A 26,150-nucleotide genomic window follows, 5' to 3' on the forward strand; every position below is an offset into this window, starting at 1 on the left:
ACCGCCATCCCGACTTCTCCCTGTGGCGACTTTATGCGCATAAATTTTCGGGCCAGTCTGAAGGTCCGCGGCGCCCGTAGCCGGGCGGATGTCGCCGGACTGGTTAGAGAACACGCGGATAAAGACAATCATGCGGGCGTGGCTCCCGAACTCCCCTCCGATTCAACACGGCGCGGGCAAACCCCTCGAGCGCTCCAGACACACAATGGACTCCCAAGCCCGGCACTACCCGCCGTCTACAGTTGCAGCGTTGACCAGACCCGGGCATCGAAGTACCAGAAGTGCAAGCCTCTCCACCAACTTTGTGACCACGTCACCACGCCAGAGCGTTTATGCGCATAAACCTATCCCGAATGGCTAATCACTCTCGCGTTTACACAAAAACGATTGAAATACAAAATCATCCAGGTAAAATCCATCTGCGTCTAAAAAGAGGAGGTGAAGTTTGGCAGCAGAAATCATCGCGGTAACTCAGCAGAAGGGCGGGGTCGGGAAGAGCACTATCGCGATGCACCTCGGCGCTGCGTTTCATGAGAAAGGCAAGCGCGTCCTCGTCGTTGACGCAGACGGTCAAAACACACTGATCCATTGGGCCAGTGCATCATCAGACGGCGACACCGGCATCCCCTTTCCGGTCGTCAATCTTTCCGAAGCAGGTAGCCAGATCCATCGAGAGATCAAGAAGTTCGTGGCTGACTACGACATCATCGTCGTCGACTGCCCGCCCTCTATCACAGAGAAGGTCTCCGGCGTGGTTCTGCTCGCTGCGAGCGTCGCCGTGATCCCGACATCGTCATCGCCTGCCGACTATTGGTCGAGTATCGGATTGGTGAAACTCGTCCAGCAGGCGCAGCTCATGAACGAGGATCTGCGGGCGGTCTTCCTCCTCAATAAAACCGAAGAAAAACGGATGCTGACGCGCGAACTGAAACGCGCGTTGGAAGAGCTCGGGTTCCCGCTGCTCAAGACACAGATCCCGACTCGCGAGGCCTATAAGCAGGCAATGGCGTTAGGGCAAACAGTGCTCCAGATGAATGATCGCGGCGCCAAGCTTGCCGCCATCGAAGTACGGGCGTGCGCGAATGAAATCGCCGCCTTGCTCCCGTGAAATTTATGCGCATAAAGGACCCTGAATGAAACCCTCCCAATTCGCCAAAGGCTTTCAAGCACGTCCTGATTCGACCAGCAGCGAAAAGCGAACCGCACTCGATCGCTTGAACGCAATCGACGGTATCGTCAAGAACGACGCCAGGCATAGCGAGGCGGCGGGGCGCGTCATCGCGCCCGGCACGCCGTCGCAGAGCCTCACGGAAGTCGATGCCGTCGATGCGGCCAATGAATCAGCGGCCTACCGCACATGGCGGCTCGAGCACGGCTACCGGCCTGGTCAGGTCATCGAGCTGGCGCTCAAAACGATCAAGCCGAGCCCGTTCAACCCGCGGCACTTCTATCTGAAGTCGTCGATCGCCGAACTCGCGGTCAACCTTGCCAAGCAGGGACAGCAGCAAGCAATCCACGTCATTCCGGATTACGACAATCCCGGCACCTACTTCGTCAGCGATGGCGGACGGCGCGTGCGAGCATTGAAAGAAGCCAACAAGGAATCGGTGAAGGCGATCGTCGTCGATCTGCCGATCGGCATTCAGAGCTACAAGCTTGGCTACGACCTCAACGTCCAACGTGATTCACAGACCGTGTTCGACAATGCGGTCGTATGGAGACGCTTCCTCGATGACCGGCACTTCCAGAGCCAGAAGGAACTCGCCGAACACCTCGGGCTGGACGAGTCGACCGTTGCAGTTGCCTTGTCGATTTCCAAATTGCCCGAGGTCGTGATGCACGAGATGGTTGCGAGACCCGATCGCTTCGGCTCGAACATGGCCTATCAGGTCGGCCGTTACCACACTGCCCGCGGTGCTGACGCAACGCTGCGCCTGATCAACAAAATCCTCTCCGACGATCTGAGCACGCGCCAGGTTGCGGACATCGTCAAGGGAAGAGCGAGCGCCCAGGAAAGTACCAAACCCGCCGGACGGCAACGCTACGCGCAACGCCTGGAAATCAAACTCGACGGCGTGTCGGTAGGCGATCTCAAGTCGTACGGGGATGATCGAATCGAACTGCGCCTGAAGGGTCTCACGCGTGAAAAGCGCGACGATATCCTTCGGCAGATTGAAAAAATGTTGAAGTAGGAAACGCTTGTACAGAGGTGGGCAGCGCCGCGGTCAACCGCCGCGCCCCATCCGATCATTACGCCGCGCGCGACTGGCTCAGCGTGAAGGCAAGCAGATCGCCGTCGGTTGGCTCGCCCCAGGTCTTGCGAGCCAGCCAATCGAAGAATGCCGTTTCGACAATCTTCGAATCCAGCCCACGACGACGCCAGTCGTCGCGCATGTGAGTGCCGAGTCCCGGCAACTCATCTTCTTCAAACGACTGCCGCGCGATCTCCCGCTCGGACTCACCCTGTTCGTCGTACAACTCGCGCGCTTCCTTGCGGCGATATGCCGAGTACTCGCCAAGCAGCCTGGCCTTGAGATCGTCCGCCGGCGCAGCCACCGCAGCCTTGCCGCCACCGCTCGACGGCAGCGCTTCGACCGGCGGTGCATAACCTTTCTTCAAGGCGTCCTTGAACAACGCGGGCGCGCTGCGCACCGGCGGCAACGACGTGCTGCGCATGCGTTGCTCGGTCATCTGAAGCGCGGCACGAATACGATTTTCTTCGCTATCGGCGTAAAGCGTTTGCGCCTCTTTCAGCGGGATACCGATCTTCACCATCCGGTCGACCAGCGTGCTGTCGAACACGTTTGGATGCTCGTCGAGTGCGAGCATGGGCTGTTTGCGCTCGGTCACGCGGAACTGGATCTCGGCCACGCGGCGTCCTTCCCGGTGCTCGATCAGTTCGACGAAGATGTTGGTGACAGCGTTGACCTCGGCGATGGCCGGGCGCAGGTAATCACGCTTGAAGTACTTGTACTCGCGCTTCGCCTCGTCGCCCGCTTCCGTGTCCGGCGTACCGGAAAGGATAGGGCGCCACCATTCCCACGTTTCCCGCATCGTCAGATGACTCGGGTTGGTCAGGTAGCGCACGCAAATCTCGTAAAGCGCGAGCCCCGCACTACTGCGAAGCTGGCTTTGGAACTGGAGACTCAGACGCGCGTACTGAACCGGGTCGAGCAGCTTCTTCTTGATCTTGGGCGCAAACGAGAACTCCACCCAGACGCGACGGGTGGTGGGATCTTCGAGAATTTCCGCGTCGGCGATCAGCGTTGAAATGCCCCATTTCCGGCCTGGTTTCTGACTGGACGTTCCGGTGCTCCATTCCACCTGCACTGAAACCATGCGCCGCAAGTGCTCCTTGACGAGCGCGGTGTCGTTGGAATCAAACGCGGAGTTCGCGACGATGTCGGACAGCAGGGCCCGATATGTGTCACCGGATTCATCCGCTTGCTGGGCGACGGCGAGGAGCACGTTGAACAGCTTGCGGGTAAGCAGCGTGATTTTGCCGCTTTTCGGCTGGATCGCGATTGCCTCGACGGCTTTGCGCAATTCGGCCGAGCTCGGGCTGACTACATCGGTCTTCTTCGCGCGCTTCGTGGCCATGCGTCTGGTCGAGGAGGGATTTGGCGAGAGCATACCGGCTGCGGTGATACGCGTCTATAGCGCGGATCTCACCGTTCGCGGTGAAGTGAGTTTACGAGCGGCGACTCACCTCCAGCAACTCCCGAAAACCCTCACCTCAGCCGTTTCTCCCCAGGTTCGGCCCGTCCTTGCAGGTCGCGGGCCTGGCAAATTCGAGCCATTTCCGATGCGCTGACCAACGTAAGCGATTCGATCCCGAATCTTCTCACCTCAAAAAATTTTCATGGATTTTCGACGAGGTGCGTACGCAGACCTGAAGCATTCGTGCCCCGGCCAAGTCCGTGAAGAAGGTTCGGGCAATTTCGATCCCGTGGCAGAGGAGGGGTGGCGGCACAAATGTGGAAGGCCGGCGAGCGTGCTGTCGGATGCGCATCGCCAGAGCGCGCCATACTTCAAATGCGTGCCCGGAGCAACCGAACGGCTGCAGAGCACAGCCACAGCCTCCACAGCGCTTGTCGGACCAGCCCGTACGCACTCACCGCGCGTTCATACGACGCAGCCCCACAGACCAGTTCTCTACAGGCGTCGCAAGCTTTTCAATAATGTGCCGAACCAGGATCGCCAGCACCGGCCATTCACGCGGGCCACCAGTTGCAACTTCTGCAAAAGGCTGTGGACAGCCCTCGAAGAGGGCGCCTGACTCGGCGGTTTGCGCGACCCTTCCCAACGCCCCCCGAAAAAGCTCACCTTAGCGTTGCCGGAGCGCTCCGAATGACGCGGCCTCCCGCCCTGTTGAGCCCGAAACGCAGCGAAAAACCGTCCCGAAAAACCTCACCGTCGACCGCTCCACGTGCTCCCGCTCATTCCAAAAGAGAGCCCCCGAAAACCCTCACCTTTGCGAATCACTAGACTAATTCTCAACCATTTCAATGACTTACATTTACTGCAATTGCGACACTCTCCGCGAAGTCTCCCGTAAAATCTCACCTTAACGCTCCTTCAGGCAGATTCCAGCATGGCTGACCGCGGCCATCACGGTCCCGAAAATCCTCACCATTCAAATTTCTCGACTGCTTGCCGGAAATGCCCTTAGCAGCGTCCACAGCGCTTTTCAGCGATATCGAAGCCGTTTTGGCTCCTGTATTTCCTCACCTTATCGATCAGTCAGCCTAGAAACGACTCCCGAAAAGCCTCACCTTTGTGGCAAACGGGGCATATTTCATAGACGGCTCACAGCACAAAACCCCAGCTCCCGAATTTCCTCACCTTCGTCGTACAGAGGATCCGCCGCCTCACAACGTCGATGCTTCGCAATCGCGCCCAAATAGCGCCACGCTCCCGAAAACCCTCACCTCAGGCACCTGAATGCACAGAAATGAGGCAAAAACGCCCCTCGTGCCCCGTAAGTCCTCACCTCCGGTTCGCGTTGTCTCCCGACTTGACTCACCAATGGGGTTAACCGGCCCAAAATAAGGTCCGAATTGGGCGACGCAGAGCATCCCGAAAGCGCTCACCTCAGCCTTGGCCGGACCGCAAACGGACTGTTGAGCACTGCCGGGCGATCTGCGGCGTTCAGGTCCCGCAAAATCTCACCTTTGGTCATACTGCACTTTCGGGGTGCCTCCTGAACCCGCTCACGTTCTGTCCCGGACCGGCTCACCGAGGCTCCTGAACCTCATCACTCGACATTCCTGCAAGACCTCACCACATCTCCCGCAAAGCCTCACCTTGTCAGGCTGAAACCCTTGCCAGATAAGGCTTTGCCGTGGCGTTAACGTTTTTAACATGGGTTCAAAGGTGTTTACTTTTATTACTCTCTAGACTTTCCCCGCGCGTCCTTCGGACAAAGCGTCTCGAAACCGAACTGGCATAACGAAACGGTCGTGAAACAGTGCGCGATCGCTGGAAAACCTTTAAAAGCTATTTCTTTACAAGAACTTATTAGCTATTCTTCGTTTTGTTTCACGGAAAAATCCACCTGCTACGAATCCATCGGCTCACGCAAGGCACCAAAGTGCGCCTTTTTCCCGATCCACGTTCCATAACGACAAATACGTAGCAAACAATACGTAAATTGTTATGATCTATCCAATTCGAGCGACATCGAGGTACACATGAATCTGGATCAGGAACGGCAAGCCATTCGGAACGAGCTTGAAACGCTTCGAGCCAACGGAGCACGGCGCCAAGACCTTTCGCTCCATGCATGCAAGCGACTTTTTTTTGATCTGGGCATCCGGCCATCTATGGCCACCGTCCGCGATCTCACGCAAACCGGCAGTGCAAGCGACATCCCCAAAGACATCGATCATTTCTGGGAACGCATCCGAAATGTGTCGCGCGTGAAAGTTGGCACCGGCGCTATCCCAAAAGCACTGGAAGAGCGTGCAGGCGAACTGCTCGGCGCACTTTTCGAAGAAGCCGTCACACACGCCCGTGCAACGCTCGATGACGAGCGCGAGGAAATGCGTACGCAAATCGCCGCCGCCGACCAGCGCGCACGAGATGCGGAAATTCGCCAGCAGGCAGCGGAAGACGCGATCAAGCGCGGCGAACTGCGAGCGGAGGCGGGCTGGGAACGCGTTCGCGCACTGGAAGCACAATTGTCGAGCGCGACCACGCACGGCAATACTCACCAGGAAGGGCTACAGGCAACGGTGCGCCGTCTCGATCAGGAAAACGAGTCGCTTCGGCAACGCCTCGACACCGAATTCGCGACCAATGCAGCATTACGGGACCGGATTGACGCGTTGCACGTCGAATTGCGCCAAAGCACCGAACACTATGCACAACAGATCAAAGACGCCATTGCCGAAGCCGAGCGTCGCGTCAAGCCGATGCTGGTCGAACTCGATTCTTTGCGCAGCATGGCGGCGACCTATCAGTCCGGCCTACGCGATGCGAGCCGCAAAGAGTTTGAGTTTATTCAGCAAATCGCTGCGGCCAAGGCGCGCGGCGACCGACTCGACGCCCAACTGCGCGAGCAATCCGACGAAGTGGATGCGTTGACGAAAGAAGTCGCAGTCCTGCGTAGTCAGCAAGGTGTCGATCCGGCAATCGCCACCCTGCTCTGTTCACTGGTCGAAGCCGGGCGGCTGACCGAAGACGAATTGAAGGCGATCGGCACCGCCGTGGATGGCCATGTGGCGTTGCCGCTACGATGCCCAAAATGCGAGGAAGGTGAGCCGGAACTGTCGCAAGTGGATCACCGCTTCGAGTTGCAATGTCCGGAGTGCGATCACTCGTCGGGTCTCGGCGAGTCAAGGCTGGAGGCGGTTAGACGGTTTCAGTCGAGCGGGCCGGTTGCTGCATCGGCATGAGGTTTGACGCGTTGCAATAGCGGACAAAGCGGCAAAGGTGAGGAAATTCGGGACCCGAAAGGTGAGGAACTTCAGGACTCGCTGGCTCCCCTTTTTCTCGTTAAACGCCCGTCGCGTCTAGGTGCAGCCAAAAGCGGAGCGGCGGGATCCGGAACGTCCGCGGCAGGGGCTTCCTGCTGATCCATCCAGTTTTGCCACGCGCGATACAAACGGTTGGCCGACACCGCCTGGACAAATCCCAACCATTGTCCGACCAGTTCCGCCTCGACTCCGCTCTCGAACAGGTCCGCGGCAAACGTGTTGCGCAATGTTTGCGGACTCGCTCGCGACGTCCGCGACGCGGCGATCCCCGCTCCGTCGATCAATGCGTCGACCGCGCGCAGCATGGTGGCTTTATGCATCGGCCGTCCGGAGGGCGATGCGGGGAAAACCAGATTCCCGGCCAATTCCGCAAGCCGTCTCTCGGCGAGCCAGGCGTCCAGAATGGCTGCGGCGAACGGCGCAAGACGGGTACGCCGCGTGAGCATCGGATTCGCCGCCTCGATCGTCACCCAGGGAGAGCCGGCAGTCACGCAACTAACCGTAAGCGCGGCGGCTTCGCCGGTTTTCAGCCCGCCGCCTAAAAACACCGCAATCAACGCACGGTCGCGTCGCTCCCGCCAACGCCGCGCCGCAGACAGATTCAGTAACGGCGAAAAAAGATGTGCGGTCAGCGCGGTTCGTTCGGCATGACTGAGAAAGCCGGTCGGCTCGTTATCGCGCGCGTTGCGCCAGGCTGCCTCGCCGTCTTGTGCAATGAAACGCGCTGGATTGGTCGAAGCGGATTCGATTTCGCGCACGTGATCGAGTACTCGCTCGATCAGCCGTAAATACCGCATACGCTGGGTTTTCCGGACATCGAGCCCGGCGACGAATTCGGCGATCGCGCGGGCATCGACTGTGGCGAGACTCTTTTGCCGCATGCCCAGCCAGTCGAGGAAAAGGCCCCACTGCGCCTGGTAGACTTCAGCGGAAGAACGCCGGAAATGCTGCCTGGCAAGCCATGCGTCGAACGCGATTTGTGGGTCGCGACGCCAGTCTTCACGTTGTTGATCGAAGAGGTCTGTGGATGGCGCAGGGCGCGGGACCGGATCGGTCAGATGAGGAGGCGACATGGCTTGTAGTTCCGTTAGTTGCACCTATTGTAGGTGCCAACCGATCGAAACGCAGCGCTCAGTCACCCCACGCGCGTGCGTGTCTGAGGGCTGTGTTCTGCGAAGCTTGTGCGGCGCGGCGTGCCGCCTCTTCATAGGCGCTGACGGCAAACGCGAAAACCGCCGGCAACGCCGTGGAGGTGCCGAAGTCCACGGCCTCGTCCGTTTCCGGATATGGCAGACCGGACGGCCGTTGAAAGAGGCCCAGCATCAGCGCGTCGTGCCGGCTGGCGAAGCCTAGGTCTGCAAGCGCTTCAGCTTCGATCGCGTGCAGCAAACGCCATGTCAGCGGCACTTCCTGCACGATGTAGCGCGCGGCGATATTGCGCACGATGCGTTCGAGATCACGCGCCGCGGTTTGATAGCGCAGCGCGGCCAGAGCGTGGTCGGTCGAGTCGGTTATCAGGTCGTTCATGATCGGCTCCAGTCGATACCCTGTACTGTACAAATATACAGTGTTCGACGCAACCTCGTTTGACGCGCCGATTCCGCCAACCGCTAGCCACGGTGCGCCGACATGTCAGCCGTGAATCACCACTAGCAGCGCTTTCGCCTCGCCCTTGCCGGCGTTGCGGATTGCGTGCGGCTCGTCGGCAACATAACGCGCGGTATCCGCCGTCTTGAGGCGCTTCGTCGTGCTGGCCGCCTCGATTTCGATCGATCCCTGCAACACGGTCAGATGCTCGCGCGTGCCGGGTTCGTGGGCGTTCGACGCCAATACTCCGCCCGGCTGCAGCGTCAATTCATACCACTCGAACTTGCCGGCCAGCTCGATCGGCCCCCACACACGCAGCTGGTACCTGGCGTCGCGCCCGCTCAAAGTGGGGATCTCATGCGGGCCGGAAACGGCGATTGCCTCCGGCGTCTTCTGCGGCGCGAACAGCGAATCGAGACTGACGCCGAGCGCATTGGTCAGCCGCCAGGCGACCGCAATGGTCGGATTGGCCTTGTCGCGTTCAATCTCCGAGAGCATCGATTTGGACACGCCGGCCGCGCGCGACAGGTCGTCAAGCGTCATGCGCCGTTCCGCGCGCAGGCGCTGAATCTGCTCGCCGACGCGCGGCGGCGCCGCAACTGCCGGCACCGACGTTGCGCCCGAAGTAAGTGCCGCGTCGGCCGCTGCGCGGCGGATACCCGAACTTGCCATTTCCTGACCCATCGTTTAGAGTTGTTCGACATACCGGATTTTAGTTCGGAAAAACGAAAATATCCGATAAAACTGACAGCCGACTATAACAGGCCGCCTCGTGGTCGCACATGCCGAGCACGCTGACACGGGCGCTTTCACCCTTTTCAGGAGTCTGGTTCATGCGTGACCTATACCTCGCCCATTTGCGCGATACCCTCGAGCAGATTCGCGCTGACGGCTTTTACAAGAACGAGCGCGTGATCGCCAGCCCGCAATCGGCTGACATTCGTCTCGCCGACGGCGCGGCCGTGCTGAACTTCTGCGCGAACAACTATCTGGGCCTCGCCGACGACGCACGCCTGATCGACGCGGCAAAGCAGGGTCTGGATAGCGACGGCTTCGGCATGGCGTCGGTGCGCTTCATTTGCGGCACGCAAACCGTGCACAAGGAGCTGGAACAAGCGCTCGCGGCGTTTCTGCAAACCGACGATTGCATTCTCTACTCCAGCTGTTTCGACGCAAACGGCGGCCTGTTCGAAACCCTGCTCGACGAGAACGACGCGATCATCAGCGACGAACTGAACCACGCGAGCATCATCGACGGGGTGCGGCTTTCCAAGGCGAAGCGCTCTCGCTACAAGAACAACGATCTCGCCGATCTCGAAGCCAGACTGATCGAAGCGCAGGCCGCCGGCGCGCGCTTCAAACTGATCGCCACCGACGGCGTGTTCTCCATGGACGGCATCATCGCCGACCTCGCCGGCATTTGCGACCTGGCCGACCGTTACGGCGCGCTCGTGATGGTCGACGACTCGCACGCGGTAGGTTTTGTCGGCGAACACGGACGCGGCACGCCGGAACATTGCGGTGTGCTGTCGCGCGTCGACATCATCACCGGCACGCTGGGAAAAGCACTCGGTGGCGCGTCAGGCGGCTATGTGGCCGCACGCAAGGAGATCGTGGAGTTGCTCCGGCAGCGCTCACGTCCCTATCTGTTTTCGAACACGCTGACGCCGAGCATTGCCGCCGCCTCGCTGAAGGTGCTCGAACTGCTGGCCAGCGAAGAAGGCGCGCAACTGCGCGCACGCGTGCGCGAAAACGGCGCTCACTTCCGCAGCAAGATGAGCGCGCTCGGCTTTACCCTCGTGCCCGGCGAACATCCGATCATTCCGGTCATGCTTGGCGACGCGCAACTCGCATCGAAAATGGCCGATGCGCTCCTGAAGGAAGGCGTCTACGTGATCGGCTTCTCGTTCCCGGTGGTGCCGAAAGGTCGCGCGCGCATTCGCACGCAGATGAGCGCCGCGCATACGCCCGGGCAGATCGACCGCGCGGTGGATGCCTTCGCGCGCGTCGGCCGTGAACTCGGCGTTATCTGATACGGAGGCGCACATGAAAGCATTGGCAAAACTCGAACGCGCTCCGGGCCTCACGCTTACGGACGTCAAGAAACCCGAAGTCGGCCATAACGACGTGATGATCCGCATCACGCGCACCGCGATTTGCGGCACGGACATTCACATCTGGAAGTGGGACGACTGGGCGCAGAAAACGATTCCTGTGCCGATGCATGTCGGCCACGAATACGTGGGTGAAATCGTCGAAATGGGCCAGGAAGTGCGCGGCTTTGCGATCGGCGACCGTGTGTCCGGCGAAGGACATATCACGTGCGGCTTCTGTCGCAATTGTCGCGCGGGCCGCAGGCATTTGTGCCGCAATACGGTGGGCGTCGGCGTGAATCGTGAGGGGGCGTTCGCCGAGTATCTGGTGATTCCGGCCTTCAACGCATTCAAGATTCCGCCCGAGATTTCCGACGACCTCGCCGCTATTTTCGATCCGTTCGGCAACGCCACGCATACTGCGCTGTCGTTCAATCTGGTCGGCGAAGACGTGTTGATTACCGGCGCCGGCCCCATCGGCATCATGGCGGTGGCGATCGCGAAGCACGTCGGCGCGCGCAACGTGGTGATTACCGACGTCAACGACTATCGCCTCGAACTCGCGCGCAAGATGGGCGCCACGCGTGCAGTCAACGTCTCGCGCGAATCGTTGCGCGACGTGATGGCGGATCTGCACATGGCCGAAGGTTTCGACGTCGGCCTGGAAATGTCCGGTGTGCCGAGCGCGTTCACCGGCATGCTCGAAGCAATGAACCACGGCGGCAAGATCGCGCTGCTCGGCATTCCGCCCGCGCAGACCGCGATCGACTGGACTCAGGTGATCTTTAAAGGCCTCGAAATCAAGGGCATTTATGGGCGCGAGATGTTCGAGACCTGGTACAAGATGGTGGCGATGCTGCAAAGCGGGCTGGATCTGTCGCCGATCCTCACACACCATTTCAAGGTCGACGACTATCGGGAAGCGTTCGCCACGATGCTCTCAGGCGAGAGCGGCAAAGTGATTCTCGACTGGACCGCCGCGTGAGTTAGCACGCCAGTCTGCGCATTACCGCGTGTAGCAATGCCCGCGGCCAACAACGCCCGCACCGCGCTCACCCGCCTGCGGGCGTTTTGACGAACTCGGCCTGAATGCGCACATGAATATCGTCGCCGACGGCCGGATACCACGTAGCCAGTCCAAACCTGGCGCGACTGAAACGACCCTCGGCGGAAAAACCGAGCGTGTCTTTTTTCGTGAGCGGATCAGGCGCAAAACCGTTGAAGGTGACATCGAGCGTGACCGGTTGCGTGACGCCGTGAATCGTCAGATCGCCGGTCAACGTGCCGCGCGACTCGCCGGTGCGCTCAAATCGCGTGCTGACAAAGCGGATCTCCGGATAGCGCTCCACGTCGAGCATGCTGCCGCTCTTCACCATTTTGTCGAGCAGCGGCACATTCGTATCGATGCTCGCGGCGTCGATCGTGACCGACGTCGTGCTCCTGTCCAGACCGCCTTCATTCCAGTCGAGCTCTCCCTTCTTGCGATCGAAGCGCGCCGTAAAGCGCGAATACTTGAAGTGATCGATGTCGAAGGTGATGCTGCAGTGATCCGGATCGATTTCGTAGCGGCCCGGCGGCACACGCGCTTCGTTCTGGCTGACCGAATGCGTGAGCACTTGCAAAGGCGTGCAGGCCGCCGCCGTCAGTAGCATTGCGCTCAGGAAGGCGCGCACAAACGTGGCGCGGAGAGTCAGTGTGCTCATGAAGTTCGTTCCCGTTGACCGATTCCGCTCAAGATAACAGTTCGCACACCCAACCCGCAAAAACGCGAAAGACTTGACGAGGGAGAATGATCGTTCTACCCTTCGTTCATGGCTACCGAAACTCACATTGAATCAGTGCCGCCGGGCAGCGCCCGCGAGCGGCTGCTGGATGCGGCGGAGGCGTTGATCTACGCCGGCGGCATTCACGCAACCGGCGTGGACGCGATCGTCAAGCAGTCCGGCACGGCGCGCAAAAGCTTCTACACGCATTTCGAATCGAAAGACGCACTCGTGGCGGCTGCGCTCGACCGGCGCGACGAACGCTGGATGAACTGGTTCATCGCAGGCACGCAACGGCACGGTAAGACGGCGCGCAAACGTCTGCTCGGCATGTTCGAGGTGCTGCGCGAATGGTTTGCGTCGAAAGATTTTCATGGTTGCGCGTTTCTGAATGCGTCCGGTGAGATCGCTTCCGCGGACGATCCGATCAGGATCGTCGCGCGCAAACACAAGGAACGCCTGCTGGCGTTCGTGCGGACCGAATGCGACGGGTTGGCTGCGGAGTCGGGCATGGATGCCCGCCGCGCCGCGCGTCTGTCGCGTCAATGGTTGATCCTGCTCGACGGCGCGATTGCCGTCGCGCTGGTAAGCGGCGAGCCCGATGCGGCGCTCGACGCGCAAGCTGCAGCCCAAGTCCTGCTCGACGCGGAGTGTGCGTGCGAGCGAGGCACACCGCCAAGCAAACGACCGCCATCCCGGCGAACCGCAACCTGACCGAGGAACCATCATGACCGATCCGATCGAAACCCGTCCGCCGCTGCCGCCATTCACACGCGAAACCGCCATCCAGAAAGTGCGCGCCGCGGAAGACGGCTGGAATACCCGCGACCCCGAGCGCGTGTCACTCGCCTACACAAAAGACAGCGTATGGCGCAACCGTGCCGAGTTCACGAATGGTCGCGCGGAGATCGTCGGCCTGTTGCGGCGCAAATGGGCGAAAGAGCTCGACTACCGTCTGATCAAGGAACTGTGGGCGTTCACCGATAACCGCATTGCGGTGCGCTTTGCCTACGAATGGCACGACGATTCGAACAACTGGTTCCGCTCGTACGGCAACGAGAACTGGGAATTCGACGAACATGGACTGATGGCGCGCCGTCATGCCAGCATCAACGATATGCCGATCCGCGAAGCCGACCGCCTTTATCACTGGCCGCTCGGCCGCCGCCCTGACGACCATCCGGGCCTGTCCGATCTCGGTCTCTGATCTACACGGCGAACGCCTGCTGCGCGTTCACCGCTCCGACATGGGTTCTCCGTTATTGTTGCGTCTGCGCTTGCGGGCACGTCGTGTGCCCGCGCGCCCGAGCGTGTCCTCAACATCGTGCTGACGGGTTGAGGTACAGTGCGCGACGGACGGCACACAAGCATACCCGGAACACAGATGACGCCGGCGCTCGACCGGCGGCGGAGAATACATGCATTTTCGGCAGATCAACAAGAACATCCGACGCGCGGCACTTGCGCTTGTTGCCAGCCTGGCCGCGGCGTCCGCCGCGCACGCAGGCAACTGGTGCGAAGGCGGCGTATGGGTCGACGCCATGCTGGGTTCGTATCACATCAACCCGGACCCGGACACCCATTTCGAACAGTTCAACCCGGGACTCGGCGTCGAATGCTGGCTCAATAACCAATGGGCGCTGACTGCCGGCGGCTTTCGTAATTCACTGCGCCGGCCTTCGTATTACGGCGGCGGTGTGTGGGCGCCGGAGTTCGCGCATTGGGGCATCGTGCGGATCGCGGCGATCGGCGGGATCATCTCGGGATATAACTACGGCAACTGGGGTTTGGGCCGCAATCATACGATCGGCCCGGTGGTCGCGCCGATCGTCATGGTCGAATACAAGCGGGTGGGTGCGAACTTCATTGTGATTCCGCCGATCCCATCGGATGATCTTCCGTTTACGATCGGGTTTCAGTTGAAGGTGAAGTTCTAGTCCATTGTCGTGATGCGCCTCTATAGGTGAGTGATTCCAGGATGGTGAGGAATTCCAGGAGATGACCTCATCCGCATCAACGGTGAAGCTTTCCAGGAGACCGATCGAGTTCGCTTAAAGGTGAGCCGTTCCAGGACCCGAACAGCACCTCGACCGCTTATGAAGATACATAAGGTGAGGAGTTCCAGGAGATCGTGCGAAAAGGTGAGCGATTCCAGGAGGTGAGCGATCGGCACATTGAATCCGCACCAACGATAAGGTGAGGATTTCCAGGGAGTTTCTTCATCGCCACCAACGGCGGATCAACTGTCTGTGTTCGTAAAGTGCACGGCTGCGTTCCGATAGGTGAGGATATTCGGGAGCCGGCGAGGTGAGAATATGGCCACCTGTGTGCGCACTTCAAATACAAAGGTGAGGGAATTCGGGAGCACAACTCCGAACCCTTGTCAGCCCGATTTTCGATGATCTTGACATTGGTTTCCTAGGAAACTAATATCCGCTCAATGCTCTCCGCTACTCCGTTTACCCCATGCAAGGTTCTCGTCAGAAAGACAACGCCAATACGCCAACTCGCAAGAAGCCCGCGGCGGCGGATCGAAAGAAACCCGTTAGCGGTCTCGAAGCACACGTCGGTTACTGGCTGCGCTTCGTATCGAATCACGTATCGCACGGGTTCCAGACGAAAGTCGAAGCCCACGGCGTAACCGTGTCCGAGTGGGTGCTGTTACGCGAGATTTACAGCTCGGGTCCCACGTCCGCCACGGCGCTGGCCGCACGCACCGGCATGACCAAGGGCGCGGTGTCGAAACTGCTGGCGCGTATTGAAGCCAAGGCGCTGCTCGAACGCGAGACGGTCGAAGAAGACCGCCGCAATCACGTCGTCGCGTTGAGCGCGGCGGGACTGGAGCTCGTTCCCGAACTGGCGCGGCTGGCCGATCAGAACGACGAAGAGTTCTTCGGCCACCTGCCCGCTCCGGTCAAAACGGCGATTGTCGACGCCATGAAAAACGTGGTCGCCGTTCACGGTCTGAAAGCGGTTCCCATCGAATAAACGCGCAATCGTGCTGGAGATAATCATGTCCGCAAAGCTCAATGAAGCAAGCCGCCGCGTCGCCGAAAACTGTGCGCAGCGCTCCCACAACGGTACGATCGACTTCGGCTCGGTGGTGCGTGCGCTCGGTGAGGCTGGCGTCGAATCGTATTTCACCGATTATCGTCGTGGCGAGCATACGTACTACGCGCCCAGCGGCGAGACGCACGTGATCGCATTGCCGCTGCCGGACACCGCCATTGCGAACGCATTCGACGCCGATGCTGTGAACCAGGCCGTGCGCGGCGCACAAAGCGGCGCGGTCAAATACGCGGAGTTCGTGAGCCGAACCCTGGCGGCAGGATGCGTCGGCTATTTCGTCTGGATCGCGGGACGCCAGGTGCAGTATTTCGGCCGGCGCGGCGAGATTCACGTGGAGCGCTTTCCGCAATGACGCCCGACGCTTTCGCGAGCGAGATCGGGGCCGCGCTCGCCCCGCACGCCAACGCGGAGCGCGCGCTCGCGATGCGCGCCTACATGCGCCACCAGTTCGAGTTCATCGGCGTGCCGACGCCGCTGCGGCGGCAGGCGGTATTGCCGGTACTAAAGGCGCTGCAAGTGCAGAACGCCGACTATCTGCTGGCGTGCGCCCATGTCTTGTGGACCATGCCGGCGCGCGAGTACCAGTATGTCGCCACGGATCTGCTGGCGCGCAAATGGAAGACGCTCGCGCTGGGCGACATCGCGCGTCTGCTGACAATCGCGCAGCATGCTTCGTGGTGGGATTCGGTCGATCCGCTCGCGGCCGTGGTCGGCGACGTGCTGAAAGCGGCGCGAGTCGAGGCACTGCAGGCGCAGGCCGCGATGGACACCGCGCTTCGGCACGAATCGCTATGGGTGCGGCGCATTGCAATGATTCATCAACTCGGCTGGCGCGAGCATACCGACGAAGACCGGCTGTTCGCGTACGCGCGTGCGCTGGCCGCGGAAAGCGACTTCTTTATCCGCAAAGCGATCGGCTGGGCCTTGCGGGATTACGCGCGGCACGCGCCCGACGTGGTGAGCGGCTTTCTGTCGACTTCGCGGGACCTTATATCGCCGCTCACTCTGCGCGAAGCATCAAAGCATCTGCCGCCGATCTGCTGAATTCGCCTGCACTCTGAACGCACAACTTTCGGCGTGTGAACGTCAATCGCCGCCGTGCGCCAGCGCAACACGTGCCTTGTCTTCCGGACTATCGGCGATGAAATATTTTTTCGCCCACGACCCGTCCGGCGCCAGCATCAAACGCTCGTGCGTGTCTCCGTTCTTCTTCTGCCGTATCGCCAACGCGCGCGCCCGATAGTGCTCGTAGAGCCGCAGAAACTCCGCGAGATACATGCCGGCAATGCGGCGGTCGCGAATCTCCAGCAGGTTCTCGTCGTTGAAATGTTCGGAGTTGTTGCTCATGTTTGCCGAGCCCGTGTAGACAACCGGATTCGCCCCCTCTGCGTCGATCACCAGGAACTTGTGGTGGATGATGACGGGTGCGTAATCCGGCGCGTGCTCGCCCGGAAAAAGGCGCAGCTCGGGTTCGAAGCCTGCCGGCACAGTCGCGGGTGAAAAATACTCGGCGTCGATCACATCGCGCTTGTCGCGGCCACGGTGATACAACTCCATGTTGGCGAGGGCCGTCGTCGAGACAGTCTGCCCGTTCTTCTCCGCCTCTTCCGCCGCTTCAGCCGATTTCGGGCTGATGTGATTGACGAGGCCGAACATCATCAGGCCTTTGTCGCCGGCCGCGAAACAGGCCTCGCGCAGTGGCTCATCGGTCGGCATGAAGAGGCAGAACACCACGGAGTGCTTCGCTTTGCCGATCGCATCGACGATCGTGTCGATCTGCAAACGCGAGTCTTTCGCTTCCGGCGAAAAACAGACCCGCACTTGCGCGCTGCCGATCTGGATCGGGTCCGACCAGCCCGGCGTGAGCTTTGCGGTCGCGGCAATGGTCGGATTGCCGGCGAGCGCCTTCGCACGGTCGCTGTAAAGCGTGGCCAGTTCCGGCGAATCGAACAGATGCAGCACGTTCGCCTGCTCCGTGATGCCCTCGGTGGTGAAATTGGCCGAACCTGTCAGCACGCGCGCCGGTGACGCCGCGCCATTGCCGTTGTTCACCACGATGAACTTGTCATGCATGATGTGCGTCTTGTCGCGCGGCGCGAAGGTGGCGACATCGCCGAGTTCGTCGACGGCAGGCTGATTCGGCGACGGCGCGGGCGGCTTGCCCTTCTGCGACACCTTGTGCGAGTCGTACACGATAGCGAGCGACGCTTTGCCCTGCTTCTTGCCGAATGCTTCGAACGCAGGTATCGCCCAAAGCGGATCGGTCAGGTGGTACACCGCCGACGCCGCGCGTTGCGCATGATCGAGCGTGAGCGCGAAGACTTCCTGCAAGTCGTTCGCGAGCCAGGTACGCAGCCGCAATGCCTGTGCCGCCGACGGCACCGCGTGCGGCGCGAGATGCAGCGCGGCCACCTTGCGCGCGAAAGCCTGTGAGCTGACCACGGCGCGATTGAACCACGAGCCGATGCTCTCCTCCCTATGCGCGGGCAAACTGATTTTGCATTCGCCCTTTTGCGCGTCGAGCAATTGCGGCGCCTCCGGCTTGCCGATTACCGGATAGACGAGATAGGTAAACGACTTCTCGCGATCCGCTTCGTCGATTCGCGCATCCCACCACATGAATTTCTGAATGGGCGCCTCATTCGACGGCGCGTCTTTCTGCGTATCCGGCACTGCGCCTTTAAAAGTCAAGCGATTGGGTAGCCAACTGCTGGCTTCGCGTTCCTGCCCATCGGTCGCGAGGAACCCGGGCGTGCGTTTGATGGCGAAACCGAGAAAGTCTTCACGCGTGCCGCCTTCGGGCCAATCGAAAGCGAGCAGAACGAGGGTCGGGGACAGATAGCTGCGGACGCTGACGTTCATCAGTTGCTCCACGGTGTCGGATGGAGCTTTTAGTCTGGACGCGCAGTTTGTTGGAATGGTGACAAAACACGAATTCAAAAAGACAACGGTTAACGGCGTTTTATTCAAAAACTTGAGAGATAAATTTAATGCGTTAAATGCGTTTCAGAATTCTGTAGTCATCGCTTAGTAATATGCGTGCGCAATACTCCGCAGCGCTGCAAGTCAGAGCATATTTCGCATAAAACGCGCTGCTCCCCATGAGGGCTGACGCGAAGGCCAGACCCCGGGGGGTTAACATGACTATTCGTCATCGCATCACGCTATTGGTTGTTCTGATGTTCGTCGCCTTATCGGCGATCGGCGGCTACGCTGTCTACCAGACGCGCGGCAGCGCAGGCGAGGTGCGCAAGGTAACGGAAGGCGTCGTGCCCAGCGCGCTTGCCTCCGCCGACCTCGTGTCGCAAGTCAAGGACGTGCAACTCGCCACGATGACGCTGGTCTACGCGCCCGACGCCAACATGGTCGCTCAGGCGCAGGACGAACTGAACAAGAAGCGAGCTTCACTGCAACAGGCGCTGGCGTTGCAGGACAAAGATGCCGCGAGCCACGCACAGAAGGGGCTCGTTTCGCAGGCCAACGACAGTCTCCAGAACTATTTCTCCGCGATTGCCGAGACGGCCAAAATGAAAGCCGAGGGCAAGAACGAACTCGCGCAGGCCTATCTGTTCGCCAACGTCGCGCAGTATCGCGACGAACTCGAAGGGATCGTCGAGACCTTGCGCGTCGAGAAGAATCGCGAGAAAGACGAGGCGATTACCACGCTGAACGCCACACTCGCCACGACGACCACGGCGATCGCCGCCGTCACGGGTATCGCGATCATTCTGCTGACTTTCATCGGCGCGCTGCTTTACCGTCAGATCACGCGTCCGCTCAGCCGCATGCAGGCCATGATGAGCGAAATCGCGTCGAGCCAGGATTTCACGCGGCGCGTGCCGGTCGGCCGGCTGGATGAGATCGGTCATTCGATCGTCGCCTTCAACGGCATGATCGAGAAGATTCAGGAAAGCTCGGCGCAACTCAAGCAGAAAACCGCGGACATTCAGGCGATGTTGCAGAACATGCAGCAGGGCATTCTGACGGTGATCGACGGCGCTGTGATCCACGCGGAGTACTCGGCCTATCTGGAAGACATCTTCGAAACGAAGGATATTGCCGGACGCGGTTTGATGGATCTGGTGTTCGCGGACACGGACATCGGTTCGGACGCGCTCTCGCAAGTCGATGCGGCCGTGCATGCCTGCCTCGGCGAAGACTGCATCAACTTCGCGTTCAATCAGCATCTGCTGGTTGGCGAGATTTCCAAACGCATGCCCGACGGCCGCGTGAAGATTCTCGACCTGAGCTGGTCGGCGATTACCGACGAAAACGACGTGATCGTGCGCCTGATGCTCTGCGTGCGCGACGTTACCGAACTGCGCAAGCTCGCGGCGGAGGCCAGCGAACAGCGCCGCCGTCTGGACATGATCGGCGAAATTCTCGCGGTGAGTGAAGAGAAGTTCCATCACTTCATCGAGAGTTCGGCCGGTTTTATCAGCGAGAACGAGCGGATCATTCGCAAGCACTCGGCGGCGGATCACGCGGCGATTGCCGAGTTGTTCCGCAACATGCACACCATCAAGGGCAATGCGCGCACCTACAACCTGCAGCATCTGACCAACGTCGTACACGAAACCGAACAGAGCTATCACGAGCTGCGCCAACCGGACGCGGGCCGTTCGTGGGATCAGGAGCATCTGATGCGCGAACTGACGCGCGTGCGCGAGGCTATCGAGAGCTACGCGAAGATCAACGAACAGAGCCTTGGCCGCAAGAGCAAAGGCCAGGCCAACGAGGCCGGCAACTCGGGCCACTACGTGATGGTTGCGAGGGAGCATATCCAGCACACGCTGAGCATGCTGGAGCAGACCAACGCGGGCGAGCTGCAGGAACTTCAGTCCATGCGCGATGCGCTGCGCCGCACGCTGCGGGCACTGGGCAGCGAAAGCGTGCGCGACGCGCTATCCGGCGTGCTGGATTCGCTGCCTTCGCTCGCGAGCGAGCTGGGCAAGCCCGCGCCGAGCGTGCGTATCGAGGACAACGGCTACCGTCTGCGTGGCGAGGCGGGCGGCACGCTGAACAACGTGTTCATGCATCTGCTGCGCAATTCGATGGACCACGGCATCGAAACCGCCGAGACACGCAGCGCGCACGGCAAGGCGCCCGCCGGCTCGATCCGTATCGAAGTCGGCCTGGATAGCGGCGCGTTGCAGATCACCCTCAGCGACGACGGCCGCGGCCTCGCGCTCGAACGCATTCGCGGTATCGCAATGGAGCGCGGCTGGATTGGCCCTGACGACACGCTGAGCGACGAAGCGATCGCCGATTTCATTTTCCGGCCGGGCTTCTCGACCGCGGAGACGGTGACGGAGTTGTCGGGGCGCGGCGTCGGTATGGACGCGGTGCGCGATTTTCTCAAGCGTGCGAACGGCAGCATCGAACTGCGCTTTACCGACGATCAGAAGGGCGCGGCGTACCGTCAGTTCCAGACGATCGTCTGCCTGCCGGATAGCATCGCTGTCGATACGCTCGGCGTAGAAGCGCGCGGCGAAGCCGGCGCACTGCAACTCGACGCGATGGCGGACTGAGCGCCGCCTCGGCGTACGTCGCGTCGGCATTCGAAGGAAACGGTTGTGATTCAACAGTATGTATTGGCGGCGGCAGCAGGCAGCGCGGTCACCGCGCTGCTGGCATTTGCCGCGCACAAGCTGCACAGTGCAAAGCTGACGGCGCGGCTGCATGCCGAAGCGCAAGCGCGAATCGACACACTCGAGGCCGCACAGGCCGGACATGGCGCAGCGATTGGCGAGCGCGAGCGGGCGGAGCAGGAACTGCAAGCGCTGACCACGCAGTTGCGCGACGAACTCGCGCTCCAGACGGCAAACGCCGAAGAACTGCGCGCCGCGCTGAAAGCGGCCACCGAGGACAAAGACCAACTGGCACATCAGGCCCAGAAGATCGCCGGCGAGGCCGAGCGTCTGAAGAGTCTCGGCGCGACGTTCGAGCGCTGGCACGAACAGATGATTTCGCTCATGACGCAAAACAACGACATGCACGCGAAGAATCAGGAACTGTCGTCGATTGTGCGGCATGTGGTGATCGTGTCGCTGAACGCGTCGATCGAAGCCGCGCGGGCGGGTCCGGCCGGCCGCGGCTTCGCGGTGGTGGCGAGCGAAGTGCGCGCACTTGCCGCGCGGTCCGAAGAGTTGTCGAAGAGCTATCGCGACAGCCTGCACCGCAACGACCTGACCACGACTTCCACGTTTCAGGACATTCAGGCGGGCGGCAAGATGATCGCGGCGTCGCTCGCCAGCGTCGAGTCGCTTGCCAATCAGTTTCATTCGAAGCTGCACGAGGTGGCGGTGTGATCTCGGCCCACGCCAAGGACAGCTTCGACCGTATTTTCCGCAAGGCCGCCCAAGCGCGTTTGCCGCTGGATGCCGGCGATCTGTGCGAGATCGCGCCGATTGCCGACGCCGGCATTGGCGTATCCAGAGACACGCAAGTGGTCGTGCTGACCATTTCGTCGATCGTGTTCAGACTGCTGCTGATTCTCCATTTCGACGAAGACGGGAGCACGCGCGCTTACTACCTCAAAGACGCCGCCGACGAGCGGCCGTTCCAGGAAGTCTTTCTGGAAATCTGCAACCTGTGTTGCGGCGCGATGAATCAGGAGTTGTTGCGCTACTTTCCGGACCTCGGCATGTCGACGCCTTATGTGCTGAACGCGCGTTGCCTGCCGCATCTGCATGAATTGAAGCCGGGTTTGCTGTCGTCGTATTCGGTCACGCTGAACGGCACTGTGCGGCTTGCCGCGACCGTATGCGTATGCGCCGATGCGCCGCTCGACTTCGTCGCCGACACGAGCGCGCTCGAAGAAACCGGCGGCGAGCTGGAATTATTTTGATTGGGCAGGCCATTGCCGCCGTGAGCAGGAACGCGAGATGAACATGAACAAACCGGTCAGCAAGGTGCTGGTGCTGGATGATTGCCCGGCTCACAAAGAAGCGCTGAAGCGCTTTTGCGACGAGAACAACCTGGTCGGCGTGAAAGTCGGCAAGAACCGCCTGCAGTCGGTCCTGCGCTCGAATATCGATCTGGGCGCGGTGTTGTTCGCCGAGCGTTACGGCGGCTCGCCGGAAGCCAGCGCCGAGATCGCGATCAGGATCAACGCGGTGCGCCCCGAGTTGCCGATCATCATGCGCCGGGACAACGACCCCGGCATGGACGACTTGCCGGAGGGCTTGCAACGCGTGGTGTGCGCCGCGTATGTCGCGCACGATATGGCGCCGCTGCGTCAGGTGATCGACGAGTACATCTTCAGCCTGGATTATCCGAACGCGCTGGTGCGCGGTATCGCCGACATGACACAAGCCATTCTCGGCGACGTGTTCAAGGATCTGACCATTACGTGCGACACGCCGCATATCGTGCGCGACCGCATTATCTTCGGCGAGGTGTTCAGTCTGATTCCGCTGGAAAGCGCGTGGTGCCGCGGCTACATGATGATGCAGGCCGAAGAGACGCCGATCCTCGACCTGCTCGATCGTCACCAGATGATCGATAACACGCAGCGCGGCGAGGCGGATTTCCGCGATCTCAACAGCGTGCTCGGCGAAGTGACGAATCTGATCTGGGGTTCCTTCCGGAACCGCTACGTAGGCGATGCGGATGCCTGGGCACGCAGCCAGGTCCAGGTGCCGCTGCTGGTGAATCACAAGCACAAGTACATCTCGTTCGGCAGCGGCAATCCGCAATTGTGCTTCACGTACTGGCTGAAAGACCCGAAGTCGAACCGGGCGGTCAAGTTGCATCAACGTTTTGTGTTCAGCCTGAGCTGGTCGCCGGAGGACTTCACGGAAGTCGCGGACGACGTCGGCGCAATGGTCGAGGCAGGCGAACTGGATCTGTTCTGAGTGTGGTCATAGGAAAAAACATGTCGAAAATTCTGGTGGTGGATGATTCGAGCACGGTGCGCGACGAAGTGGCCGGCTTTCTCAAGAAAAACGGTCTGGACGTCGACACGGCGGTGGACGGCAAGGACGGCCTCGCCAAGCTGAAGGCCAGCCCCGGTATCAAGCTGGTGATCAGCGACGTCAACATGCCGAATATGGACGGCCTGACGATGGTCGAGAAGATTCGCGGCGAGCTCGCGAACAAGACCGTCAACGTCATCATGCTGACGACCGAGAGCAGCCCGGCGATGAAGGAGCGCGGCAAGGCGGCCGGCGTCAAGGGATGGATCGTCAAGCCGTTCAAGGGCGACGCAGTGCTGGAAACGTTTCGCAAACTGGCGGGCTAGACGCTGGCGCGCGGTGGCCGCACGCAAAGGTGAGCGTTTTCGGGAGCCGCGTGCGCGTGTGGCTTTTGACTCTGTTCCGCAGTCACTGCGACGGCCGAAACACGCTATATAGGCGGATAAACCGGCCGGCCTGGCGATCGAGGCGATACCCTTGGATCGGTTCGCCTGCTCAACGGTGAGAATATTCGGGACCTTCCGGGTATCCATGTGACGACGGCCGGAAACGATCACAACACTTATCCCACGCGCGAATCGCGGCTCTCATCGCCGGTAACCGTCCGCACGCGTACGGCCGCATACCTGGGTATGCAAATTACTCTGCCGCATTTAAAGGTGAGGGTTTGCGGGAGTGGCCTGTTCTGGAGCATTCGCGCCACGCCCAGCATGCCCTTGCGGCCTGCCCCCAAGCTCGAAAGGTGAGCGTTTTCGGGAGCGCCTCGACGCACACCTTACGCCTGATCCCGGGCGCTCCGTGCCAAAGGTGAGCGTTTTCGGGAGCACGCGGACAACGCGTACGGTGCGCCACACGCGCCGCCGCGTATCACGTTCCGCGTTGAAAGAGTTGGGAAGAAACTGGCAACCTTGGGGGCTGTTCCGCGTTTTGAGAATACCCGCATGCAGAGAAGATTGGCGACGCGGACGACAGCGGGCGCGGATTGACTATATCCGCACGCCAGGTGCCTGTCTCTGAAAAACGATCGTCTCCTGGAATCAGTTGGATGAGTCAGCATATTCTCTTCGTGGGCGCCGATGCCGGCTTGACTGCGGTGGTGGGCGAATCATTGCGCGGGCAGGGCTGCGGCGTGTCTGCACGTCCGCCTGGCGCCGGGCTCAAGCACGTGGTCGAGATGGAACGGCCTTCACTGCTGGTACTCGACATCTCGGCGCCGCATGGCGATGGCCTCGCCGTGTTGCGCGACTTGCGCATGGGCGGCAACGACGTACCCGTGATTCTGCTGTCGGCAAGCAGCAAGGCGATTGATCGCGTGATCGGTCTCGAACTCGGTGCCGATGACTTCATGAGCAAGCCCGCCGACCCCGCCGAACTGCTCGCCCGCATTCGCGTGTTGCTACGCCGCCGCGGTGCGGTCGCGCCAGGCGCTCCCGAAACCCGGCCGCCTTATCGCTTCGGCCGCTGCGAACTGAACTTCTCCGCTCGCGAATTGCGCCGCGACAACGAGCACTTCGCTTTGCGCAGTTCCGAGTTTGCGTTGCTGAAGATCTTCGTCAATCACGCGATGACCGTGCTCACGCGTATGCAACTCAACGAGAAATTGCGTGGCAACAGCGTGTTGCATCAGGGGCGCAGCCTCGACGTGTCGATCTGGCGGCTGCGTCGTCTGATCGAGATCGATCCTTCGGAGCCGCGCTACGTGCAGACTGTGTGGGGACGCGGCTATGTGTTCGTGCCGCACGGCGAACTCGGCGCGGCCGAGCGCGCCGCAATGGTCGCGCCCGGCATCTGAATTAGCGGCGAGTCAGGGCAAAGGTGAGAGTTTTCGGGAGCGCCAGATGCGCTCCGATATTGCTGATTTTTCTGCTCGTTATGCCGGCTTCGCGATCTCGCGGATGTCGGCAACCGGCGTTTGTCCGAATGCATCGCTCAACGCGTAATCGAGCAACTGGGTGGCGCATTGTTCGGGCGTCGCGAGTTGGCCGTTGCGCTTGAGGTCTTCGAATTTCTCGCGCATCGGGAACTGTTCGACGCCGCTGCCGCGAATCTCCGCCTGCATGTTCGTATCGATCACGCCGGGCGCCAGACTGCAGATGCGCAGCGCGCGATTCGCGTCGAGCGAGACGGCACGCGCGTGGTGATCGAGCGCGGCCTTGGTCGCGCAGTAGATGCTCCAGCCGGCGTACGCATTGCGCGCCGCGCCGCTTGAGATATGCACGATGCGCCGGTCGGTGGCGTCGACGGCGGCTGCGGCGAGCGCGCTGGCGAGCATCAAAGGCGTGGCGACATTGAGGCTCACCGCGTTCGCGATGGCCGCCGCGTCTTGTCCTTCAATCGGGCCGATCGGCTGTACCATCCCTGCGTTGTTGATCAGCAGAACGGTTTGCGCGCCGCTGGCGAATGCGCGTAACGCATCGGTCGCGATCCATTGCGTGACACGCGCGGTGTCGGCCAGTTCCAGTTCGATTTCTTCGAGCAGCGCCGGGAAGCGGGTTTTGAGCTCGGCGTGACGCGAGCGGGACAAACCCAGCACCGCAATTCCGCGAGCAAGGAGTTGTTCGGCGAGCGCCGCGCCCAGACCGCGGGTGTGTCCGGTGACGATTGCTCGGATCGGGGAAGAGGTGGTCATGTCGGTCCTTGGGATCAATGGCTTGAGCGAGGCGGCCATTTTCTCACGCAAGATTTTCCTGCGCTCAGTGTCCCGCGTCATACGCTGACGGCCGGACGCGTTGCTTCGGC

General features: G+C 60.8%; 24 protein-coding genes. 17 read left to right on the top strand and 7 right to left on the bottom strand.

Annotation, left to right across the window (positions count from 1 at the left end; all coding sequences use genetic code 11):
- Window positions 1-445 precede the first annotated feature (445 nt).
- Window positions 446-1,108: a ParA family partition ATPase gene (gene parA, locus BXE_RS22090; protein WP_007178644.1), complete on the top strand. Its 663-nt coding sequence runs from the start codon at window positions 446-448 to the stop codon at window positions 1,106-1,108.
- Window positions 1,109-1,133: 25 nt separating this feature from the next.
- Complete coding sequence (locus BXE_RS22095; protein WP_011490359.1) at window positions 1,134-2,192, top strand: ParB/RepB/Spo0J family partition protein; 1,059 nt, start codon at window positions 1,134-1,136, stop codon at window positions 2,190-2,192.
- 58 nt (window positions 2,193-2,250) lie between these two features.
- On the opposite strand, the gene BXE_RS22100 is transcribed toward BXE_RS22095, so the two are convergent.
- Window positions 2,251-3,600, bottom strand: a complete 1,350-nt coding sequence (locus BXE_RS22100) for a replication initiation protein (RefSeq protein ID WP_040124205.1) — start codon at window positions 3,598-3,600, stop codon at window positions 2,251-2,253.
- A 2,093-nt stretch (window positions 3,601-5,693) separates the two neighbouring features.
- On the opposite strand from BXE_RS22100, the gene BXE_RS22105 reads away from it, so the two are divergent.
- Window positions 5,694-6,899, top strand: coding sequence for a DNA-binding protein (locus tag BXE_RS22105; RefSeq protein ID WP_040124203.1), 1,206 nt, complete (start codon window positions 5,694-5,696; stop codon window positions 6,897-6,899).
- Between the two features lie 71 nt (window positions 6,900-6,970).
- On the opposite strand, the gene BXE_RS22110 is transcribed toward BXE_RS22105, so the two are convergent.
- The 3 genes from BXE_RS22110 to BXE_RS22120 all read right to left on the bottom strand — a co-directional run bounded on the left by BXE_RS22110 (window position 6,971) and on the right by BXE_RS22120 (window position 9,251).
- Window positions 6,971-8,053 (bottom strand): tyrosine-type recombinase/integrase, encoded by a 1,083-nt coding sequence (locus BXE_RS22110; protein WP_011490362.1) that lies wholly within the window; start codon window positions 8,051-8,053, stop codon window positions 6,971-6,973.
- Between the two features lie 58 nt (window positions 8,054-8,111).
- Window positions 8,112-8,507: a DUF2471 domain-containing protein gene (locus BXE_RS22115; RefSeq protein ID WP_011490363.1), complete on the bottom strand. Its 396-nt coding sequence runs from the start codon at window positions 8,505-8,507 to the stop codon at window positions 8,112-8,114.
- A gap of 105 nt (window positions 8,508-8,612) precedes the next feature.
- Window positions 8,613-9,251 (bottom strand): helix-turn-helix domain-containing protein, encoded by a 639-nt coding sequence (locus tag BXE_RS22120; RefSeq protein ID WP_040124201.1) that lies wholly within the window; start codon window positions 9,249-9,251, stop codon window positions 8,613-8,615.
- A gap of 149 nt (window positions 9,252-9,400) precedes the next feature.
- Here BXE_RS22120 and BXE_RS22125 point away from each other — a divergent pair, with 149 nt between their 5' ends.
- Window positions 9,401-10,600 (top strand): glycine C-acetyltransferase, encoded by a 1,200-nt coding sequence (locus BXE_RS22125; protein WP_011490365.1) that lies wholly within the window; start codon window positions 9,401-9,403, stop codon window positions 10,598-10,600.
- A 13-nt stretch (window positions 10,601-10,613) separates the two neighbouring features.
- Complete coding sequence (gene tdh / locus BXE_RS22130) at window positions 10,614-11,645, top strand: L-threonine 3-dehydrogenase (RefSeq protein ID WP_011490366.1); 1,032 nt, start codon at window positions 10,614-10,616, stop codon at window positions 11,643-11,645.
- A gap of 67 nt (window positions 11,646-11,712) precedes the next feature.
- On the opposite strand, the gene BXE_RS22135 is transcribed toward tdh, so the two are convergent.
- Window positions 11,713-12,363, bottom strand: a complete 651-nt coding sequence (locus BXE_RS22135; RefSeq protein WP_011490367.1) for a YceI family protein — start codon at window positions 12,361-12,363, stop codon at window positions 11,713-11,715.
- 108 nt (window positions 12,364-12,471) lie between these two features.
- Here BXE_RS22135 and BXE_RS22140 point away from each other — a divergent pair, with 108 nt between their 5' ends.
- The 6 genes from BXE_RS22140 to BXE_RS22165 all read left to right on the top strand — a co-directional run bounded on the left by BXE_RS22140 (window position 12,472) and on the right by BXE_RS22165 (window position 16,536).
- Window positions 12,472-13,137: a TetR/AcrR family transcriptional regulator gene (locus BXE_RS22140; protein ID WP_011490368.1), complete on the top strand. Its 666-nt coding sequence runs from the start codon at window positions 12,472-12,474 to the stop codon at window positions 13,135-13,137.
- A 13-nt stretch (window positions 13,138-13,150) separates the two neighbouring features.
- A complete protein-coding gene (locus BXE_RS22145) occupies window positions 13,151-13,630 on the top strand; it encodes a DUF1348 family protein (protein ID WP_011490369.1) in 480 nt (159 codons plus the stop codon).
- Between the two features lie 211 nt (window positions 13,631-13,841).
- Window positions 13,842-14,360 carry a hypothetical protein gene (locus tag BXE_RS22150; protein ID WP_011490370.1) on the top strand — a complete coding sequence of 173 codons (519 nt, stop codon included), beginning with the start codon at window positions 13,842-13,844 and terminating at the stop codon, window positions 14,358-14,360.
- A 529-nt stretch (window positions 14,361-14,889) separates the two neighbouring features.
- On the top strand, window positions 14,890-15,411 hold the full coding sequence (locus BXE_RS22155) for a MarR family winged helix-turn-helix transcriptional regulator (protein WP_011490371.1): 522 nt from the start codon (window positions 14,890-14,892) through the stop codon (window positions 15,409-15,411).
- Between the two features lie 25 nt (window positions 15,412-15,436).
- Window positions 15,437-15,844, top strand: a complete 408-nt coding sequence (locus BXE_RS22160; RefSeq protein ID WP_011490372.1) for a hypothetical protein — start codon at window positions 15,437-15,439, stop codon at window positions 15,842-15,844.
- A complete protein-coding gene (locus BXE_RS22165) occupies window positions 15,841-16,536 on the top strand; it encodes a DNA alkylation repair protein (protein ID WP_011490373.1) in 696 nt (231 codons plus the stop codon). Before BXE_RS22160 ends, BXE_RS22165 begins: the two co-directional genes overlap by 4 nt.
- A 42-nt stretch (window positions 16,537-16,578) precedes the next feature.
- Here BXE_RS22165 and BXE_RS22170 read toward each other — a convergent pair whose 3' ends face one another.
- Window positions 16,579-18,354 carry a phospholipase D-like domain-containing protein gene (locus BXE_RS22170; protein ID WP_011490374.1) on the bottom strand — a complete coding sequence of 592 codons (1,776 nt, stop codon included), beginning with the start codon at window positions 18,352-18,354 and terminating at the stop codon, window positions 16,579-16,581.
- A gap of 278 nt (window positions 18,355-18,632) precedes the next feature.
- Here BXE_RS22170 and BXE_RS22175 point away from each other — a divergent pair, with 278 nt between their 5' ends.
- The 6 genes from BXE_RS22175 to BXE_RS22200 all read left to right on the top strand — a co-directional run bounded on the left by BXE_RS22175 (window position 18,633) and on the right by BXE_RS22200 (window position 25,203).
- On the top strand, window positions 18,633-21,023 hold the full coding sequence (locus BXE_RS22175) for an ATP-binding protein (protein WP_011490375.1): 2,391 nt from the start codon (window positions 18,633-18,635) through the stop codon (window positions 21,021-21,023).
- Between the two features lie 45 nt (window positions 21,024-21,068).
- Complete coding sequence (locus BXE_RS22180; protein ID WP_011490376.1) at window positions 21,069-21,803, top strand: methyl-accepting chemotaxis protein; 735 nt, start codon at window positions 21,069-21,071, stop codon at window positions 21,801-21,803.
- The gene (locus BXE_RS22185; RefSeq protein WP_011490377.1) at window positions 21,800-22,342 is read left to right on the top strand and encodes a hypothetical protein; all 543 of its coding nucleotides are present in this window, start codon (window positions 21,800-21,802) and stop codon (window positions 22,340-22,342) included. Before BXE_RS22180 ends, BXE_RS22185 begins: the two co-directional genes overlap by 4 nt.
- Before the next feature lie 37 nt (window positions 22,343-22,379).
- Window positions 22,380-23,351 (top strand): chemotaxis protein CheX, encoded by a 972-nt coding sequence (locus BXE_RS22190; RefSeq protein ID WP_011490378.1) that lies wholly within the window; start codon window positions 22,380-22,382, stop codon window positions 23,349-23,351.
- A 20-nt stretch (window positions 23,352-23,371) separates the two neighbouring features.
- Window positions 23,372-23,737, top strand: coding sequence for a response regulator (locus tag BXE_RS22195; protein WP_011490379.1), 366 nt, complete (start codon window positions 23,372-23,374; stop codon window positions 23,735-23,737).
- Between the two features lie 719 nt (window positions 23,738-24,456).
- Window positions 24,457-25,203 (top strand): winged helix-turn-helix domain-containing protein, encoded by a 747-nt coding sequence (locus tag BXE_RS22200; RefSeq protein WP_011490380.1) that lies wholly within the window; start codon window positions 24,457-24,459, stop codon window positions 25,201-25,203.
- A gap of 78 nt (window positions 25,204-25,281) precedes the next feature.
- Here BXE_RS22200 and BXE_RS22205 read toward each other — a convergent pair whose 3' ends face one another.
- On the bottom strand, window positions 25,282-26,040 hold the full coding sequence (locus BXE_RS22205; protein ID WP_011490381.1) for an SDR family oxidoreductase: 759 nt from the start codon (window positions 26,038-26,040) through the stop codon (window positions 25,282-25,284).
- Window positions 26,041-26,150: the final 110 nt, after the last annotated feature.

This window comes from Paraburkholderia xenovorans LB400 (assembly GCF_000013645.1).
Classification (GTDB): Bacteria; Pseudomonadota; Gammaproteobacteria; order Burkholderiales; family Burkholderiaceae; genus Paraburkholderia; species Paraburkholderia xenovorans.